At 62.9% G+C, this 17,020-nt stretch carries 16 protein-coding genes; all 16 read left to right on the forward strand.

Features of this window, described 5'->3' with window-relative positions; translation table 11 throughout:
* The first annotated feature begins 6 nt into the window (after nucleotides 1-6).
* The 16 genes from C5L12_RS08035 (at nucleotide 7) to C5L12_RS08110 (ending at nucleotide 17,000) form a co-directional block, all read left to right on the forward strand.
* Nucleotides 7-930 (forward strand): nucleoside hydrolase, encoded by a 924-nt coding sequence (locus C5L12_RS08035; RefSeq protein ID WP_105371504.1) that lies wholly within the window; start codon nucleotides 7-9, stop codon nucleotides 928-930.
* A complete protein-coding gene (locus tag C5L12_RS08040) occupies nucleotides 927-2,714 on the forward strand; it encodes an adenine deaminase (protein WP_165924126.1) in 1,788 nt (595 codons plus the stop codon). Before C5L12_RS08035 ends, C5L12_RS08040 begins: the two co-directional genes overlap by 4 nt.
* Before the next feature lie 9 nt (nucleotides 2,715-2,723).
* The gene (locus C5L12_RS08045; protein WP_105371505.1) at nucleotides 2,724-3,401 is read left to right on the forward strand and encodes a phosphoribosyltransferase; all 678 of its coding nucleotides are present in this window, start codon (nucleotides 2,724-2,726) and stop codon (nucleotides 3,399-3,401) included.
* 88 nt (nucleotides 3,402-3,489) lie between these two features.
* Nucleotides 3,490-4,539 (forward strand): dipeptidase, encoded by a 1,050-nt coding sequence (locus tag C5L12_RS08050; RefSeq protein ID WP_105371506.1) that lies wholly within the window; start codon nucleotides 3,490-3,492, stop codon nucleotides 4,537-4,539.
* A 47-nt stretch (nucleotides 4,540-4,586) separates the two neighbouring features.
* On the forward strand, nucleotides 4,587-6,230 hold the full coding sequence (locus C5L12_RS08055) for an ABC transporter substrate-binding protein (RefSeq protein WP_105371507.1): 1,644 nt from the start codon (nucleotides 4,587-4,589) through the stop codon (nucleotides 6,228-6,230).
* A 38-nt stretch (nucleotides 6,231-6,268) separates the two neighbouring features.
* Nucleotides 6,269-7,315, forward strand: coding sequence for an ABC transporter permease (locus C5L12_RS08060; RefSeq protein WP_425350758.1), 1,047 nt, complete (start codon nucleotides 6,269-6,271; stop codon nucleotides 7,313-7,315).
* A complete protein-coding gene (locus C5L12_RS08065; protein ID WP_105371509.1) occupies nucleotides 7,312-8,244 on the forward strand; it encodes an ABC transporter permease in 933 nt (310 codons plus the stop codon). Before C5L12_RS08060 ends, C5L12_RS08065 begins: the two co-directional genes overlap by 4 nt.
* Nucleotides 8,241-9,086, forward strand: coding sequence for an ABC transporter ATP-binding protein (locus C5L12_RS08070; RefSeq protein ID WP_105371510.1), 846 nt, complete (start codon nucleotides 8,241-8,243; stop codon nucleotides 9,084-9,086). Before C5L12_RS08065 ends, C5L12_RS08070 begins: the two co-directional genes overlap by 4 nt.
* Nucleotides 9,083-9,832, forward strand: coding sequence for an ABC transporter ATP-binding protein (locus C5L12_RS08075; RefSeq protein WP_105371511.1), 750 nt, complete (start codon nucleotides 9,083-9,085; stop codon nucleotides 9,830-9,832). Before C5L12_RS08070 ends, C5L12_RS08075 begins: the two co-directional genes overlap by 4 nt.
* 29 nt (nucleotides 9,833-9,861) lie before the next feature.
* Nucleotides 9,862-10,791 carry a LysR family transcriptional regulator gene (locus tag C5L12_RS08080; protein WP_105371512.1) on the forward strand — a complete coding sequence of 310 codons (930 nt, stop codon included), beginning with the start codon at nucleotides 9,862-9,864 and terminating at the stop codon, nucleotides 10,789-10,791.
* A gap of 141 nt (nucleotides 10,792-10,932) precedes the next feature.
* A complete protein-coding gene (locus C5L12_RS08085) occupies nucleotides 10,933-12,462 on the forward strand; it encodes an ABC transporter substrate-binding protein (protein WP_105371513.1) in 1,530 nt (509 codons plus the stop codon).
* Nucleotides 12,463-12,732: 270 nt separating this feature from the next.
* Nucleotides 12,733-13,683: an ABC transporter permease gene (locus C5L12_RS08090; RefSeq protein WP_105371514.1), complete on the forward strand. Its 951-nt coding sequence runs from the start codon at nucleotides 12,733-12,735 to the stop codon at nucleotides 13,681-13,683.
* Complete coding sequence (locus tag C5L12_RS08095; RefSeq protein WP_105371515.1) at nucleotides 13,680-14,498, forward strand: ABC transporter permease; 819 nt, start codon at nucleotides 13,680-13,682, stop codon at nucleotides 14,496-14,498. The genes C5L12_RS08090 and C5L12_RS08095 overlap by 4 nt, the downstream gene beginning before the upstream one ends.
* A gap of 22 nt (nucleotides 14,499-14,520) precedes the next feature.
* Nucleotides 14,521-15,918, forward strand: a complete 1,398-nt coding sequence (locus tag C5L12_RS08100) for an amidase (RefSeq protein ID WP_105371516.1) — start codon at nucleotides 14,521-14,523, stop codon at nucleotides 15,916-15,918.
* A gap of 279 nt (nucleotides 15,919-16,197) precedes the next feature.
* A complete protein-coding gene (locus C5L12_RS08105; RefSeq protein ID WP_105371517.1) occupies nucleotides 16,198-16,545 on the forward strand; it encodes an ElaB/YgaM/YqjD family protein in 348 nt (115 codons plus the stop codon).
* A complete protein-coding gene (locus C5L12_RS08110; RefSeq protein ID WP_105371518.1) occupies nucleotides 16,545-17,000 on the forward strand; it encodes a hypothetical protein in 456 nt (151 codons plus the stop codon). Before C5L12_RS08105 ends, C5L12_RS08110 begins: the two co-directional genes overlap by 1 nt.
* Nucleotides 17,001-17,020: the final 20 nt, after the last annotated feature.

Below are 17,020 nucleotides of genomic sequence, written 5' to 3' on the forward strand. Positions count from 1 at the left end.
GCTGACATGGGCATCTGGATCGATACCGACATGGGCTTCGACGACATAGCAGCGGTCATGGTGGCTGCGCATGCGGGACTTGCGATCGACGGTGTTTCGCTCGTCTTCGGCAATGCGCCGCTGGAGCGTGTCCGCCACAACGCCGCCGGCGCAGCGTCAGCCTTCGTCTGGCCGTTCCCAATTCATGCCGGACGCGCCGCTCCCGCACTTGGCCGGCTGGAAACGGCGGCCAACGTTCTGGGCGATGCCGGCATGCCGACGACTGGTCTCCACCTTCCCGAGTTCGCCGATACCTTCCACAACGATGCCTTTAAAGCGCTTTGCGCCTGGCTGGAGAAGGATGAGGGAGAACGGCGCGTCCTGGCACTCGGCCCGCTTACCAATATCGCCGCCGTGGCGCTTGCCCGGCCGGATCTAGCCGACAGGATCACCGATCTCACCTGGATGGGCGGTGGGGTGACTTCCGGCAATCACACGGCTTCCGCCGAATTCAACGCCTTCGCCGATCCCGAAGCGCTGGCAATCCTTTTGGCGCACGGGATCCCGTTCCGGATGATCGATCTCGATCTCTGTCGCCAGGTTCTCTGTGCGCCCGAGGACGTGGCGCCGATCCGAGCTGCGGGAGGGCGCAATGCGGCGCTGCTCGCCGATCTGCTCGCCGGGTTCGTCGCCATTGCCACGAGCCGGGGCCGCCCGGCCATGCCACTCTACGATGCAGTGGCGGCGGTCGCCTTCGCTCATCCCGAACAAGTCATCTGGCGAAAGGCTCGCCTCGACGTGGAGCTTGCGGGAACATTCACGCGCGGACGCACCGTCATCGAGACGCGGGCCGGCCGTGGGGAATTCAATGCAGCCTTCGGCGTCGAGATCGACGTCGAGAAGGCAAGAACCGTTATCCTCGAAACATTGCGCGCGGAGGCAAGCTGGTGAAGAGCATCATAGCGACCGTACAGGAGTTTACAGAGCCCGGGTTGCGCGACCGCGCGGTGGCGGCCGCGCGAGGCGACGGTCCGTTCGACATCCTGATAACCGGCGGTACCCTGGTCGACGTGGTGACCGGCGAGCTACGCCCTGCCGACATCGGCATCATCGGCCCGTTGATCGCCAGCGTTCATGAGGCCGGCAGCCGGTCCGATGCGGCTGAGATCGTCGATGCGTCCGGCACCTTCATTTCGCCAGGCCTCATCGATACCCATATGCACATCGAGAGTTCGATGGTGACGCCTGCGACCTATGCCGGCACCGTCCTGCCGCGCGGCGTCACGACAGTCGTCTGGGATCCCCACGAATTCGGCAATGTGCACGGCATCGACGGGGTCGGCTGGGCGCTGGATTCGGTCAAGCTGCTGCCGCTTCGGGCCGTCGTGCTGGCACCGTCTTCGGTCCCTTCCGCTCCCGGTTTCGAGGTGGCAGGAGCCGATTTCGACGTCTCGGCCATCGAGGAGATGCTTTTCTGGCCGAAGATCGCCGGGCTTGCCGAGGTGATGAACATGCGCGGCGTCATCGACCGCGAACCTCGCATCAGTGCCATCGTGCAAACCGCGCTGACCTCGGAGAAACTCGTTTGCGGCCATGCGCGCGGCCTCGCGGGACCGGATCTCCAGGCATTCATGACGGCAGGCGTGACCTCCGACCACGAGCTCGTCTCGGGCGAGGATCTGATCGCCAAACTGCGCGCAGGCCTTACAATCGAGCTGCGCGGCTCGCATGACCACCTGCTGCCGGAATTCGTCCAGGCGCTCAATGGACTCGGCCAGCTGCCGCAGACCGTGACGCTCGCGACGGATGATGTCTTTCCGGACGATCTCGCCAAGAACGGCGGTCTCGACGATGTGGTGCGCCGGCTCGTCCGCTATGGGATGAAACCGGAATGGGCGTTGCAGGCGGCCACCTTGAACGGTTCCGTCAGGATTGGTCGTGCCGACCTCGGCCTCATCGCCGCCGGTCGGCGGGCAGACATCGTGCTGTTCGAGGATCTCAAGGATTTCCGCGCGCGCCAGGTCTTTGCAAGCGGCACCTTGGCCGCGCGGGCCGGGGCCATGACGATCGATCTGTTTGCCGCCGACCCGTCGCTGCTTCGCGACTCGGTCAAGCTTGAGCCCCTCCAGGCCGAGGATTTCAGGCTTCCCGCGACGGGCAGGAAGGTGCGGCTCGCGACCATCGATCGCCCGCGTTTCACGAACTGGGGGCAGACGGATGCGGATGTCGTCGACGGCTATGTGGTACCCCCGGAGGGCGCGACGTTGATCGCCGTGACCCACCGCCACGGCCGCGCCGACAGCCGCACCCGTCTTGGGTTCCTCACCGGCTGGGGCAAATGGAAGGGCGCTTTCGCAACCACGCTCGCCCATGACAGCCACAACCTCACCGTCTTCGGGTCCGATCCCGCCGACATGGCGGCGGCCGCCAATGCGGTGATAACCGCGGGCGGCGGAATGGCGGTGGCAATCGGCGGAAAGATCGAAGCCTTGCTGCCTCTTCCGCTTTCCGGCCTCGTCTCGCAGGCCTCGATGCAGGAGGTTTCCGCGAGCTTTGAGAAAATCCGCGCGGCCATGGACCGCGTGGTGGACTGGCAGCCGCCCTACCTAATCTTCAAAGCCTGTTTCGGCGCGACGCTTGCCTGCAATGCAGGTCCGCATCAGACCGATCGCGGCATTGCCGATGTCGCCACCGGCACGCTCATGGAATCGCCGATCCTCGAAGTGCTCGAATAGGAAACGCGCATGCAGCCGCACGATTTCTGGCAGGACGTCCACCCGGCGGGCACATTCGATCGTGGTGGACCGTTCTCCGGCTTTTTTCCCGCCACGCTCGACGACGGCCGCCAGATCAGGCTGCCGATCCGTCCTCTCGCCGATGGGGAGCATGCGCTGGCGTCGCTGATCATCAACCAGGCCAGCTTCGACGTTCAGGACGCGCTTGCCGCAGATCTTGCTCCGAAGCTTGCGGCGCATCGGCCGGAGGTAGTCGTCGGCCTGCCGACGCTCGGGTTGACACTGGCGGCGGCCGTCGCCCGGTCTCTCGGTTTCGCCCGCTATGTGCCGCTCGGGACCTCGAAGAAGTTCTGGTACGACGAAGGCCTGTCGGTGCCGCTATCCTCGATCACGACGCCCGAACAGCAGAAGCGGCTTTACGTCGATCCGCGCATGCTGCCGCTCATTGAAGGAAAGCGCGTCGCCCTGGTGGACGACGTGATATCAAGCGGCGCGTCGATCGTCTCCGGCCTTTCCCTGATGGCATCGCTCGGGATCGAGCCGGTGGCAGTCGGTGCCGCCATGCTGCAATCGGAGCGCTGGCAGGACCGGCTCGACGGCTTCGGCCCTCAATGGCGCCCGCGCGTCGTCGGGGTCTTCAGGACGCCGATGCTGAAGAAGGCGGGCGAGGGGATCTGGACCGCCTGAGGCGTTTTGTGCCTTGCGAAAGGCTGATGTCTGAATAGGATCGACAGATCACTCACCGCGGGATTCTCACAAAATCGGGAATAGCTTCATGGAACTGGTGTTCGATGGCCATAACGACGTGCTTCTACGCCTCTGGCGAACCATGAAGGCGGGTGGCGACCCGGTCTCCGAGTTCATGAACGGTACGCCCAGCGGCCATATCGACGGCCCCCGCGCCAAGGCCGGCGGCCTCGCGGGCGGGCTTTGCGCCATCTATATTCCGTCAGGTGACCTCGTTCTCAAGGAGCCCGACGCTAACGGCCGCTACGAAACGCCGCTTTCCGCGCCGCTCGATCACCTTCCTTCGCTGGCGATCGCGCTGGAGAAGGCCGCGATTGCGCTCCGTCTCGATCGTGCGGGAGCGTGGCGCCTGTGCCGTTCGTCCGCCCAAATCCGTCAGGCAATGGAGGACGGCATCTTTGCCGCCGTCATGCATATGGAAGGCTGCGAGGCGATCGATCCCGACCTCGACAATCTGGAGGTTTTCTACGCCGCCGGCCTGCGCTCGCTCGGACCCGTCTGGAGCCGGCACAACATCTTCGGGCACGGCGTACCTTTCGCTTATCCGATGTCGCCCGACACCGGCCCGGGGCTTACCGATCTCGGCTTTGAACTCGTCAGGGCCTGCAACAGGCTCGGCATCCTCATCGATCTTGCGCATATCACCGAAAAGGGCTTCTGGGATGTGGCGAGGACCACCGACCAGCCGCTGATCGCCAGCCATTCCAACGCTTATGCGCTGACGCCGGTCGCCCGCAACCTGACGGACAAGCAGCTCGACGCGATCAAGGAGAGCGGCGGCCTGGTGGGGCTCAACTATGCGGTCACGATGTTGCGCCCCGACGGGCGCGACAATGTATCGACGCCGCTTTCCGACATGGTGCGTCATGTGAACCACCTTGTCGACCGCATGGGCATCGATCACGTGGCACTTGGCTCGGACTTCGACGGAGCGTCGATTCCCGAAGAGATTCAGGATGCTGCGGGCAATCAGAATCTGGTTGCGGCCCTCAAAACTGAGGGATACGCTGACGACGAACTCATAAAGATGTGCCGGGAAAACTGGCTGAGAGTTTTGGGGAAGGCCTGGCACGAATAGGTTGCTTCTCCAGGGGTCCAAAAAAGGAAAAACAGGGAACAACGACCATGATTCATTCGCTGAACAAAAGCCTTCGCGTGCTTACGACCGGCGCTGCCCTTTCCGTATTGCTGATGGCCGCACCGCAGGCCTTCGCGGTGACGCCCGCCGACACGCTGGTCGAAGGCTTCGCGATCGACGACATCATCAGCCTTGACCCCGGCGAAGCCTTCGAACTGTCGACCGCGGAAGTGACCGCCAACAGCTACAGCAAGCTCGTCATGCTCGATCCGAGCGACACGTCGAAGGTGGTCGGCGAACTCGCCGACAGCTGGACCGTTTCCGACGACGGGCTCACCTATACCTTCAAGCTCAAGTCGGGCCTGAAATTCGCGTCCGGCAACCCGATCACGGCGGACGACGTCGCCTTCTCGTTCGAGCGTGCCGTCAAGCTCGACAAGTCGCCGGCATTCCTTCTCACCCAGTTCGGCCTGACCGGCGACAACGTGGCCGAAAAAGCGAAGGCATCCGACCCGAACACCTTCGTGTTCGTGGTTGACAAGCCCTATGCACCGAGCTTCGTGCTGAACGTGCTGACCGCGACGGTTGCGTCCATTGTCGACAAGAAGGTCGTGATGGAAAAGGCCAAGAAGGTCACGCCCAGCGCCGAATACAAATACGATACCGATTTCGGCAACGAATTCCTGAAGACCGGTTATGCCGGTTCGGGACCTTACAAGGTGCTTGCATGGCGCGCCAACGAGGCGGTGATCATGGAAGCCAACCCGAATTACTTCGGCGAGAAGCCGAAGCTGAAGCGGGTGATCTATCGCCATATGAAGGAAAGCGCGGGCCAGCGGCTGGCACTTGAAAACGGTGACATCGACATTGCGCGCAACCTCGAGCCGGGCGACCTCGATGCGGTTACCAAGAAGCAAGGCATCTCCACGACCTCGGCTCCGAAGGGCACGCTGTACTATTTCAGCCTTAACCAGAAGAATCCCAACCTTGCCAAGCCGGAAGTGGTCGAGGCGATCAAATATCTGGTCGACTACGATGCGATCGGCGCCACGCTGATCAAGGGCATCGGCGAAATCCATCAGACCTTCCTGCCGAAGGGACAGCTTGGGGCGCTTAACGAAAATCCGTACAAGCTGGACGTCGCCAAGGCCAAGGAGCTGCTGGCGAAGGCGGGCCTGAAGGACGGCTTCACCGTCACCATGGATGTCCGCAACACCCAGCCGGTTACCGGGATTGCCGAAAGCGTGCAGCAGACGCTCGCCCAGGCGGGGATCAAGATGGACATCATCCCCGGCGACGGCAAGCAGACGCTGACCAAGTATCGCGCCCGCCAGCACGACATCTATATCGGTCAGTGGGGCTCGGACTATTTCGACCCGAACTCGAATGCGGAGACCTTTACGATCAACCTGGACAATTCCGACCAAGGCAAGAACAAGACGCTCGCATGGCGCAATGCCTGGGACGTGCCGAAGGAGTTGAGCGACGCCTCAAAGGGCGCGCTGCTCGAGAAAGATAGCGCAAAGCGTGCCGCGACCTACGAGGATCTGCAGAAAAAGGTGCTGGCCCAGAGCCCGTTCGTGATCGTTTTCCAGCAGACGGAAGTCGCGGGTTATTCCTCCAAGCTCAAGAACTTCAAGCTGGGCCCGAGCTTCGATACCAACTTCGTCTATACGGTCTCCAAGGAATAACCGGAAGGGCCGGTTCCTTGACCCTCACCGATTCGACAATCGCGACACGGCGCAACAGGCGCCGTGCCTCGTCGTTGCTGACCGCCGTGCTGCGTTTCGTGGTCACCGCGGTCACCACCTTTTTTGGTCTCCTGGCCGTCACCTTCTTCATCGGCCGCGTCGTGCCGATCGATCCGGCGCTCGCCATTGTGGGCGATCGCGCGCCTGCCCATGTGGTCGAGCGCGTGCGGGAGGAGCTGGGGCTCAACCTGCCGCTCTACCAGCAGTTCTACCTCTATGTGAAACAGGCCCTTTCGGGCGATTTCGGCACGTCCGTGCTGACCACCAATCCGGTGATGACGGATATCGCGAGGGTTTTCCCGGCGACGATCGAACTTGCAACGATCGGTACGCTAATCGGAGCCTTGCTTGGCGTTCCTCTCGGAGTGCTGGCCGCCGTCAAGCGCGGCAGCATCGCCGACCAGGTGGTGCGGGTGATCGGACTGATCGGCTACTCGGTGCCGATCTTCTGGCTCGGGCTCCTGTCGCTGGTGCTGTTCTATGCGCGACTGAACTGGGTTGCCTATCCGGGCCGCATCGACATCGTCTACGAATATACCTTCACGCCGATCACCGGCTTCTACCTTCTGGATGCAGCCTGGCAGGGACAATGGGATGTGTTCTGGGACGTGTTCCGGCATGTCATCCTGCCGGCATCGCTGCTCGGTTATTTCTCGCTCGCCTATATCAGCCGCATGACCCGCTCCTTCATGCTGAACGAGCTTTCGCAGGAGTATGTCGTGGCCGCGCGGGCGAAGGGGCTTTCCGAGGCCCGCATCATCTGGTTTCACGCGCTGAGAAACGCAGCGGTGCCGCTGGTGACCGTGATCGCCCTTTCCTACGCCAACCTGCTGGAGGGTTCGGTGTTGACTGAAACCATCTTCTCGTGGCCGGGGCTCGGCCTTTACATCACCAATTCGCTGCAGAATGCGGACATGAACGCGGTGCTCGGCGGCACCCTGATCATCGGGTCGGTCTTCGTCGGCATCAACATCTTCTCCGATCTCCTCTACCGCACGCTTGACCCGAGGACTCGCAACCGATGAGCATCGTGGAACCCGAAACGAGACCCTATAGCCGCGAATGGCTGCTCTCCGACCGCCCGACCTCGCGCAAGCAGGCGCGGCTCGGACGTGCCTATATCGTCTGGCGGCGGTTTGCGGAAAACCGGCTGGCATTGGTGGGGCTCGGCATCCTCATCCTTCTGCTTGTGGTCGCGGCCTTGGCTGACGTGCTGGCGCCTTACAATCCGGTGCAGGGGGACCTGCGCAATGCACGCCTGCTGCCGCCTGGAACAGCAGGCTATCTGCTCGGAACCGACGACCAGGGGCGCGACATCCTCTCGCGTCTCATCCACGGCTCCCGGTTGACTCTGCTCGTGGTCGTGCTGGTGGCGGTCATCGCGGCTCCGATCGGGCTGATCGTCGGTACGGTTGCCGGTTATGCCGGCGGCTGGATCGATGCGGTGCTAATGCGCATCACCGATATCTTCCTTGCGTTCCCGAAACTCGTGCTGGCGCTTGCGCTGGTGGCGGCCCTCGGCCCCGGCATCGAGAATGCCATCCTCGCCATCGCCGTCACGTCCTGGCCGCCCTATGCCCGCATTGCCCGCGCCGAAACGCTGACCTTCCGCCATTCCGAGTTCATCGCCGCGGTGAAGCTGATGGGTGCGTCGCCCTTCCGCATCGTCCTGCGTCACGTCATGCCGCTCTGCCTCTCCTCGCTGATCGTCCGCGTCACGCTCGACATGGCGGGTATCATCCTGATCGCCGCAGGCCTCGGCTTCCTCGGGCTCGGCGCCCAGCCGCCGCTTCCCGAATGGGGGGCAATGATCGCATCCGGCCGCCGATTTATTCTCGACCAGTGGTGGGTCGCCGCCATGCCGGGCTTTGCGATCCTGATCGTCAGCCTCGGATTCAACCTTCTGGGCGACGGCTTGCGCGACGCGCTGGATCCGAAGGAGGCCGGCCAATGACCGGATCACCAAGCCCGCTCCTGACGGTCGAGGATCTTCGCGTCACGTTCCCGACGCGTACCGGTGAAGTCAACGCGGTGCGCGGCGTCTCCTTCACGCTCGGCAAGGAACGGCTCGGCATCGTCGGCGAATCCGGTTCCGGGAAGTCGCAGACAGGCCGCGCCATCATGGGGCTGACGCCGGGCCACGCGAAGATCACCGCAAGGAAGCTCGCCTTTGGGGATCGGGATCTTCTGGCCATGCCGAAGACCGAGCGCCGGGCGCTCAGGGGCAAGCGGATCGCGATGATCCTGCAGGACCCGAAATATTCGCTCAACCCGGTTTCGACGATTGGCCGGCAGATCGTCGAAACTCTCAAGACCCATGAGAAGGTAAGCTCGGCGGAAGCGAAGAGCCGGGCGCTCGCCATGCTGGAGGCGGTGCAGATCCGCGATCCGGAACGGGTGTTCGGCCTTTATCCGCACGAGGTTTCCGGCGGCATGGGACAGCGGGCGATGATCGCCATGATGCTGATCTGCGGCCCCGAGCTGCTGATTGCCGACGAGCCGACCTCGGCACTGGACGTCACCGTGCAGCTCGAAGTCCTGTCGATCCTCGACAAGCTGGTGGCCGAGCGCGGAATGGGGCTGATCTTCATCTCCCACGATCTGAGGCTCGTTTCCTCCTTCTGCGACCGCGTCATCGTCATGTATGTCGGCAAGATCGTGGAGGAGCTGCCGTCCGCCAACCTTGCCGATGCGCAACATCCCTATACACGCGGGCTTTTGAACTGCCTGCCGACCATCGGCTCCGACCGGCACCCCTTGCCGGTGCTTGATCGCAAGCGGGAGTGGGCGCTATGACCTCTGCGATTTCCATCCGCGACATGCTCGTCAGCTATGACGGCTTTCCGGCGCTCGACCATGTCAGCCTGGATGTCGGCGTGGGCGAGTCCTTCGGGATCGTCGGCGAGTCCGGTTCCGGCAAATCGACGCTGCTGCGGGCCGTTTCGGGTCTGACAGCGTTTTCCCAAGGCACGCTTACGGTCAACGGCCGCTCCTATTCAGGGCGGCGGCGCGACAAGGACTTCTACCAGACCGTCCAGATGGTCTTTCAGGATCCCTATGGCTCCCTGCATCCGCGCCAGACGGTGGACCGCCTGCTGCTGGAACCCCTCGTCATCCACGGTTTCGACAATATCGAGGCGAGGATCACCCGGGCGCTCGACGAGGTGGGATTGGGATCGGGTTTCCGTTTCCGCTATTCGCACCAGCTTTCCGGCGGCCAGCGGCAGCGCATCGCAATCGCCCGCGCACTCATCCTGGAGCCGAAGATCCTGCTCCTCGACGAGCCGACCTCGGCGCTCGATGCCTCGATCCAGGCGGAAATCCTGAACCTTCTCGAACAGGCGCGGCGCGACCGGAACCTCACCTTCGTCATGGTCAGCCACGATCTCGGCGTCATCAGCCACATGTGCGAAAGGCTGGCGGTGATGAAGACCGGCAAGGTGGTGGAAACTATGCCGGTCGAAGCGCTGGAAAAGCGCGAGTTTTCCGCCGATTATACCCGCCAGCTGCTTGTCGCCAGCGAAGGTTTCCGCCGCGGCTGACAGGGCAGGTTTGACAGGACAAGGGTCGCATGCAGCTTCGCGCGCTTATGTATTTCGATGAACTGGTGCGGACGAACTCCATGCGGGCGGCGGCAGAGAACCTCAATGTCGCTGCCACCGCCGTGTCGCGGCAGATCGAGAACCTCGAGCATTATTTCGGGACGCCGCTTGTCGAGCGCAGCAATCGCGGCATCAAGCTGACCGCCGCCGGCGAGCTGCTGGCGGCAAGGGCAGGGCGCACGCTGCGGGAGCTGGAGCATGTGCATCAGCTCATCGACGACCTGCAGGGGCTTCAGCGCGGGCGGGTGGTGATCTATGCCAATGGAGCGACGGTCGCCAATCTCCTTGCGCCGGTCCTGGCGGAGTTCAGCCTGAAATATCCGAAGCTGAGGTTCGAGGTGACGATCACCAGCGCCCGCGAGGCGGTGGAGGCGCTGGCTGCCGCCGAAGCCGATCTCGTCGTGACGCTTTTTGCGCCGAAGATATCCGGCGTGAAGGTGCGGCTGCGCTCCGAAATCACCTATGACGTCATCATGGCGGCCGATCACCCGGCGGCCGGAGCCAGGGAAATGACGTTGCGCGATCTCGCCCAGATGCCGCTTGCGCTGCCGGACAAGAGTTTTGGCGCGAGACAGGCTTTCGAGGAGATCTTTTCCAGGGACGGGCTGGAGCTCGATCCGGTCTTCGTCACCGGGGCATTGGAAATGCTCAAGGAACTGGTGCTGCGCCGCGCCGCGATAACGCTGCTGCCGGCGCTTGCCGTGCAGCGCGAGATCGATGCGGGCCAGCTCGTCGCCGTACCGATTGCGGCCGGCAAGGGTGTGCGTACTCCGATCGATCTCTGCGTCGCGCCGGACCGGCAGCTTTCTTTTGCGGCCGGCAAGCTCATCGATTTCATCGAAGGGTTCATGCGGGGCGCCGGCAACCGCAAGCCGGCGGCCCGCAAAGCGGCGAGCTAAACGCTTTCGTGTATCGATTTCGGCTACACAGAGAACACAAAAATCTGCATTGTGTGTGCACCTGCGAAATGACACACTCCGGTTAAACAGCGGTCCTGCAGGTGCCGATCAGGCCGGATCGCGAACCAAAAGGGGACATTGATGGGCAGGATTACGTTGTTGAGCTCGGCTGCGATGCTGAAAGGCGCGACATTCGCGCTGGCTGTAGCTGCAGGTACTTTCTTTGCGGAAAGCGGCGCTGAAGCGGCGCCCAAAACTGCAATCACAGTCGGCATGACGATCGAGCCTGCGGGTCTCGACCCGACCATTGCCGCACCGGTCGCCATCGGCCAGGTGACCTGGCAGAACATTTTCGAGGGCCTGACGACCATCGACAAGGCCGGCAAGGTGCAGCCGCAGCTTGCCGAGAGTTGGCAGATTTCGCCGGACGGCCTCACCTACACGTTCAAGCTGCGCGAGGGCGTCAAATTCCACAACGGCGTTGCCTTCGATTCCTCCGTCGCAAGATTTTCGATCGACCGGGCTCGCGGTGCCGATTCCGTCAATCCGCAGAAGCGCTATTTCGCTTCGATCGACACGATCGAGACGCCGGATGCATCGACACTGGTCCTCAAGCTCAAGCAGCCGGCTGGCAGCCTGCTCTACTGGCTGGGCTGGCCGTCCTCCAGCATTGTGGAACCGAGATCAGCGGCTGAGAACAAGACGACTCCGATCGGTACAGGCCCGTTCAAGTTCGTAAGCTGGGCAAAGGGATCGAAGGTCGATCTCGCCAGAAATCCCGACTACTGGAACAAGGCCGTGTCGCTGAAGCTCGACACGGCCTTGTTCCGCTTCATCAGCGATCCGCAGGCCCAGGCGGCTGCGCTCAAGGCCGGCGATGTGGATGCGTTTCCGGAATTCGCTGCACCGGAACTCATCAAGTCCTTCGAAGGCGACAAGACGCTTGCGACCGTGATCGGCAATACCGAACTCAAGGTGGTTGCCGGGATGAACAACACGCGCAAACCGTTCAGCGACAAGAAGGTCCGGCAGGCGCTGATGATGGCGGTCGATCGCGCGACCGTGGTGGAAGGAGCATGGTCCGGCTTCGGGACCCCGATCGGCAGCCACTACACGCCGAACGACCGCGGCTACAAGGATCTGACCGGCGTCTATGCCTATGACGCGGAAAAGGCGAAAGCGCTGCTTGCGGAGGCCGGTTATCCTGATGGATTTACCTTCACCATAAAGGCGCCGCAGATGGCTTATGCACAGCGGACCTCGCAGATATTGCAGGCGATGTTTGCCGAAATCGGCGTGACGATGAATATCGAAACGACCGAATTCCCCGCCAAGTGGGTGGCGGACGTACTGAAGGCCGCGGACTACGACATGACGATCGTCGCTCATGCCGAACCGATGGACATCGATATCTATGCCCGCGATCCCTACTACTTCAACTACAAGAACCCGGTCTTCAACGACGTCCTGAAAAAGGTGGAGGCGACCTCGGACCCTGCCGAGCAGGAAAAGCTCTACGGCGAGGCGCAGACCATTCTCGCCAGTGACGTGCCGGCGCTCTACCTCTTCGTGATGCCGAAACTCGGCGTCTGGAACGCCAAGGTGAAGGGGCTCTGGGAAAACGAGCCGATCCCGTCGAACGTCCTCACGGATGTTCATTGGGAAGAGTGAAGCCTGGATCATGAGTTGGAGCGGGGTTGGTGCGGCATATCGATCTCCCCCTTTGAGGGGGAGATGCCCGGCAGGGCAGAGGGGGGTAACCTCTCAGCATATTCTTGAGCCATCGTGTTTGCCGCGCCGTTGCTACCCCCCTCTGTCACCTTCAGTGACATCTCCCCCTCAAGGGGGGAGATCGGTGGGAGCCTGCCGCACCGCTTCCCGTACCCTCGTCGCTATGACAAGCACAGGAATGAGGATCGTTCAAAATCAGGAGGTCTCCCCATGATCTCCATCCTTATCCGCCGCATTCTCAGCCTCGTCGTGACGCTTCTCGTCGTTTCCCTGATCATCTTCACGGTCATGGACCTTTTGCCCGGCGATCCGGCGGCGATCATGCTCGGCACGTCGGCCAGTCCGGAAACGCTTGCCGCGCTCCAGAAGCAGCTCGGCCTCGACCAGCCGCTGCCGGTGCGATACCTCGCCTGGCTTAGTGGGGTCCTGCAAGGCGACCTCGGCCAGTCCTATACCTACGGGGTGCCTGTCGCCGGTCTGATTGCCGAACGGCTTGTCGTCACCCTCCCGCTGGCGCTGATCGCGATCGTCATTTCCGTTCTCGTGGCCGTTCCGCTCGGCGTGCAGGCGGCCCGCAGGCATAACGGCGCCTTCGATTTCGCCGCCGGACTGTTCTCCTATATCAGCATTGCGGTGCCGGCCTTCTGGGTCGGGCTGATCCTCATCATTCTCTTTTCCACCATGCTTGGCTGGATGCCGGCGGGCGGCTTCCCCGGCTGGGAGGCCGGATTGTCCGCCGGCCTCAAGGCTCTCATCCTGCCGGCGGTGGCACTCGCCTTGCCGCAGGCGGGTGTGCTGACGCGGGTGGCACGGGCGGCGGTGCTTGAAGTGATGAACGAGGATTTCGTCCGCACTGCGCGCGCCAAGGGCCTGAGCGACGGCACCGCCATCTGGCGGCATGCGGTGCCGAACGCGCTGGTGCCTGTCGTCACCATGCTCGGCCTGCAATTCACCTTCCTGATTGCCGGCGCCGTGCTGGTGGAAAACGTCTTCAATCTGCCGGGGCTCGGACGGCTTGCCTATCAGGCGCTTTCCCAGCGGGATATCGTGGTGATGCAGGATGTCGTGCTGTTTTTCTCAGGCCTGGTGATCCTCATGAATTTCGTGGTCGATCTCGCCTACCTGGCGATCGACCCGCGCCTGAGGGCCGGTGTGCGATGAAGAAAACGCTTCGCCGTCCTGTCTTTCTGATCGGGCTTTTCATCTCGTTGGGGCTGTTTTCCGTGGCACTCCTCTCGCTCGTCTGGACGCCGTTGCCGCCGACCAAGATGAACATCGTCCACAAGCTCAAGGCGCCGCTCGAATTCGGCTTGCTCGGTACCGACCAGTTCGGCCGCGACGTGGCCTCCGCGCTGATGGTCGGCGCCTGGAATTCGCTGTCCACCTCCATTCTTGCCGTGGCGCTCGGCGCCAGCATCGGCACCATGGCCGGCGTCGTTGTGGCCATGCGGCGCAGCTGGCTCGAACTCATCGTCATGCGCGGCTGCGACATTATCTTTGCCGTGCCGCCGATCCTGTCAGCCATGATGCTCGGCGCTTTCATCGGCTCCGGCCGGTTCACCGCGATCGTCGCGATCGGCGTATTTATGGTGCCGGTCTTTGCCCGGCTGACGCTGAGCGCGGCGCTGCAGATCTGGACAAGAGACTATGTGGCCGCGGCGGTTGGAATGGGACGATCGAAAGCCAAGATCACGCTCGTCCACGTGCTGCCGAACATCTCCAATCAGATCATCGTGCAGGTGACGATCCAGCTCGGGCTTGCGATCCTGACCGAGGCGGGGCTTTCGTTTCTCGGTCTCGGCATGCCGCCGCCGGCGCCGACCTGGGGCCGGATGCTTGCCGACTCCCAGACGTTTCTCGGCCAGGCGCCGTGGCTGGCCCTGATGCCGGGCCTTGCCATCGCGCTTGCCGTCCTCGGCCTCAACATGCTGGGCGACGGGCTGCGGGACCTTCTCGATCCGCGCGACAATTCCTGATTTCAAGAACGAAGATATTGCGATGAACGACCTCCTGAAACTGACCATCCGCGAGCTGCAGGGCCTCTATGCGGCCAGCAAGCTCTCTCCTTCCGAATATTGGCAGGCGGTCGAAGACCGCATTGCGGCTTTCGAGCCGCATGTGCAGGCGCTTTATCTCTACGATCCGGACAGCGCGCGCGGCCAGGCCGCCGCCTCCACCGAACGATGGATGAAGGGCGAGACGCTCGGTCCCCTCGACGGCGTGCCCGTCACGCTCAAGGAACTGATCGCCACCAAGGGCCAGCCGGTACCGCTCGGTACGGCTGCGGTGGAACTCGTGCCGGCCGCCGAGGACGCGCCGATCGCCGCACGCTGCCGGGAAGACGGCGCGGTGATCTTCGCCAAGACCACGTGTCCGGACTACGGCATGCTCTCCTCCGGCCTTTCGAGCTTCCATCACCTGAGCCGCAACCCCTGGGATCTGACACAAAATCCGGGCGGGTCGAGCGCCGGAGCAGCGGCGGCCGGTGCGGCCGGTTTCGGACCTTTGCATATCGGCACGGATATCGGCGGGTCGGTGCGTCTGCCGGCCGGCTGGACCGGCCTTTTCGGCTTCAAGCCGAGCCAGGGCCGGATCCCGGTCGATCCCTATTACGTCGGCCGCTGCGCCGGTCCGATGACCCGAACGGTCGAGGACGCCGCCATGTCCATGGCGACGCTTTCGCGGCCGGACTGGCGTGACGGCACCAGCCTGCCGCCCAACGCCTTCGACTGGCTCGACCTCCACTTGGATGTGAAGGGCATGAGGATCGGGCTGATGCTCGACGCGGGTGTCGGTCTGCCGCTCGACGACGAGGTCCGCGATGCGGTTGTCGCGGCGGCCAAACGTTTCGAGGAGGCGGGCGCCATCGTCGTCCCGGTCGAGCCGGTGATGACCCGCGTCATGCTCGATGGGCTCGACAATTTCTGGCGCTCACGCTTCTGGGGCGATATCGAGAAGATGCCGGAGGAGCGCAGAGCCTTGATCCTGCCCTATATCTATCAATGGGCGGAAGGAGGCGCTTCTGTTTCCGGCGTCGAGGCAGTGCGCGGCTTCAATCAGACGATCGAGATGCGCAAGGCCTGCGGCAGACTGCTTACAACCGTCGATGCGGTCCTCTCGCCTACCAATCCGATCGTTTCCTATCCGGCCGAATGGGCGTCACCCACTAACGATCCGGCGCTGCCATTCGAGCATATCGGCTTTACCGTTCCCTGGAACATGTCGGAGCAGCCGGCTTCGTCCATCAACTGCGGCTTCTCGAAATCCGGCATGCCGATCGGCCTGCAGATCGTCGGGCCGCGCTTCGACGACATGCTCGTCCTCAAGCTCTCCCGAGCCTTCGAAGAATGGACTGGCGGCATCGCTCGCTGGCCGGAGCCGCCCGCCACGAACTGATCCTACGATTCATCGGCAGGTCTTCTGCTCCATACCTTGTCTCGGAACAATCACGTTTCTGCCGCGTTCAACGCGGGCAGTCCGAAACGGGACCGCAAAGCCGCGCGCTCGTCACGTATTTGTCGAGGAGGGGTGAAGATGAGAGGTATATTCCTGTGGCCTTGGGTGACCGGATTCCGGTGACCGATCTGCTCACCCACTTCTGCGTCATTTGATTTTTCGCAAAGCCGGATCGCGGCCTGAGTGCTTCAAAGAACCGATAAACCGAGGAGATCGAATATGCCCACTGCCAATCCGACCAGCGAATTCGCCCGCAGCGGCAACGGCCAGAACTCTGCCGCTTCGAAGGACATCGAAGCGCAGCTGCAGCAGCTTCGGGAGGACATCGCCTCGCTCGCCCGCTCTGTCGCCACCGTCGGCAACGAGAAGGCAAGCGAAGTGCGCGGCAAGGCGCGCCGCGCTGCCCACGAGGCGGCCGACGCATCCATGCATATGGTGGAGGCCGCCCGCGAACAGGCCGTATCGCTGGAGCGCGACCTCGAGCGTCAGATCCGGACAAACCCCATTCAGGCCGTCGCGATCGCCGCAGGCGTCGGATTCCTGTTCGCACTCATGACGCGCCGCTGATGATGACGGGACTTGGGCCTCTCCTGGCTTCGCTCGCCGCGATCGACATCGCGGCGTTCATGAGCCGGTTCAGGCGAAACGCAATTCTTTATGGTTTCGCACTGCTGTTCCTGCTGACGGCCTATGCGCTGGTGGTCGCGGCGCTCGCCGTCTATCTCGGTGGCCTGTGGGGCATGCCGATGGCCTTGCTGGTCGTCGCAGGCGGCGCGCTCGTCCTGGCTCTCATTATGTATTTCTGGGTCGCGACGGCAAATCGGGCTGAGGCGAGGCGCAAACGCGAAGCAGCGGCAGCCAACAGCAGCAAGGCGCTGATGGCAACCGCGGCACTTTCGGCACTGCCGTTGATCGTAAAGTCGCGGCCGCTCCTGTTTGTTTCGGTTGCGGCCGGCCTTGGTTTCCTGTTGACGAGACAGATGGCGCCGGCCAAGCGTCATGCTGACGAACCGGCCGAATAATAAAAAGCGGCCCCCGGTTT

It is taken from the genome of Neorhizobium huautlense (assembly GCF_002968575.1).
GTDB classification, from domain to species: domain Bacteria; phylum Pseudomonadota; class Alphaproteobacteria; order Rhizobiales; family Rhizobiaceae; genus Neorhizobium; species Neorhizobium huautlense.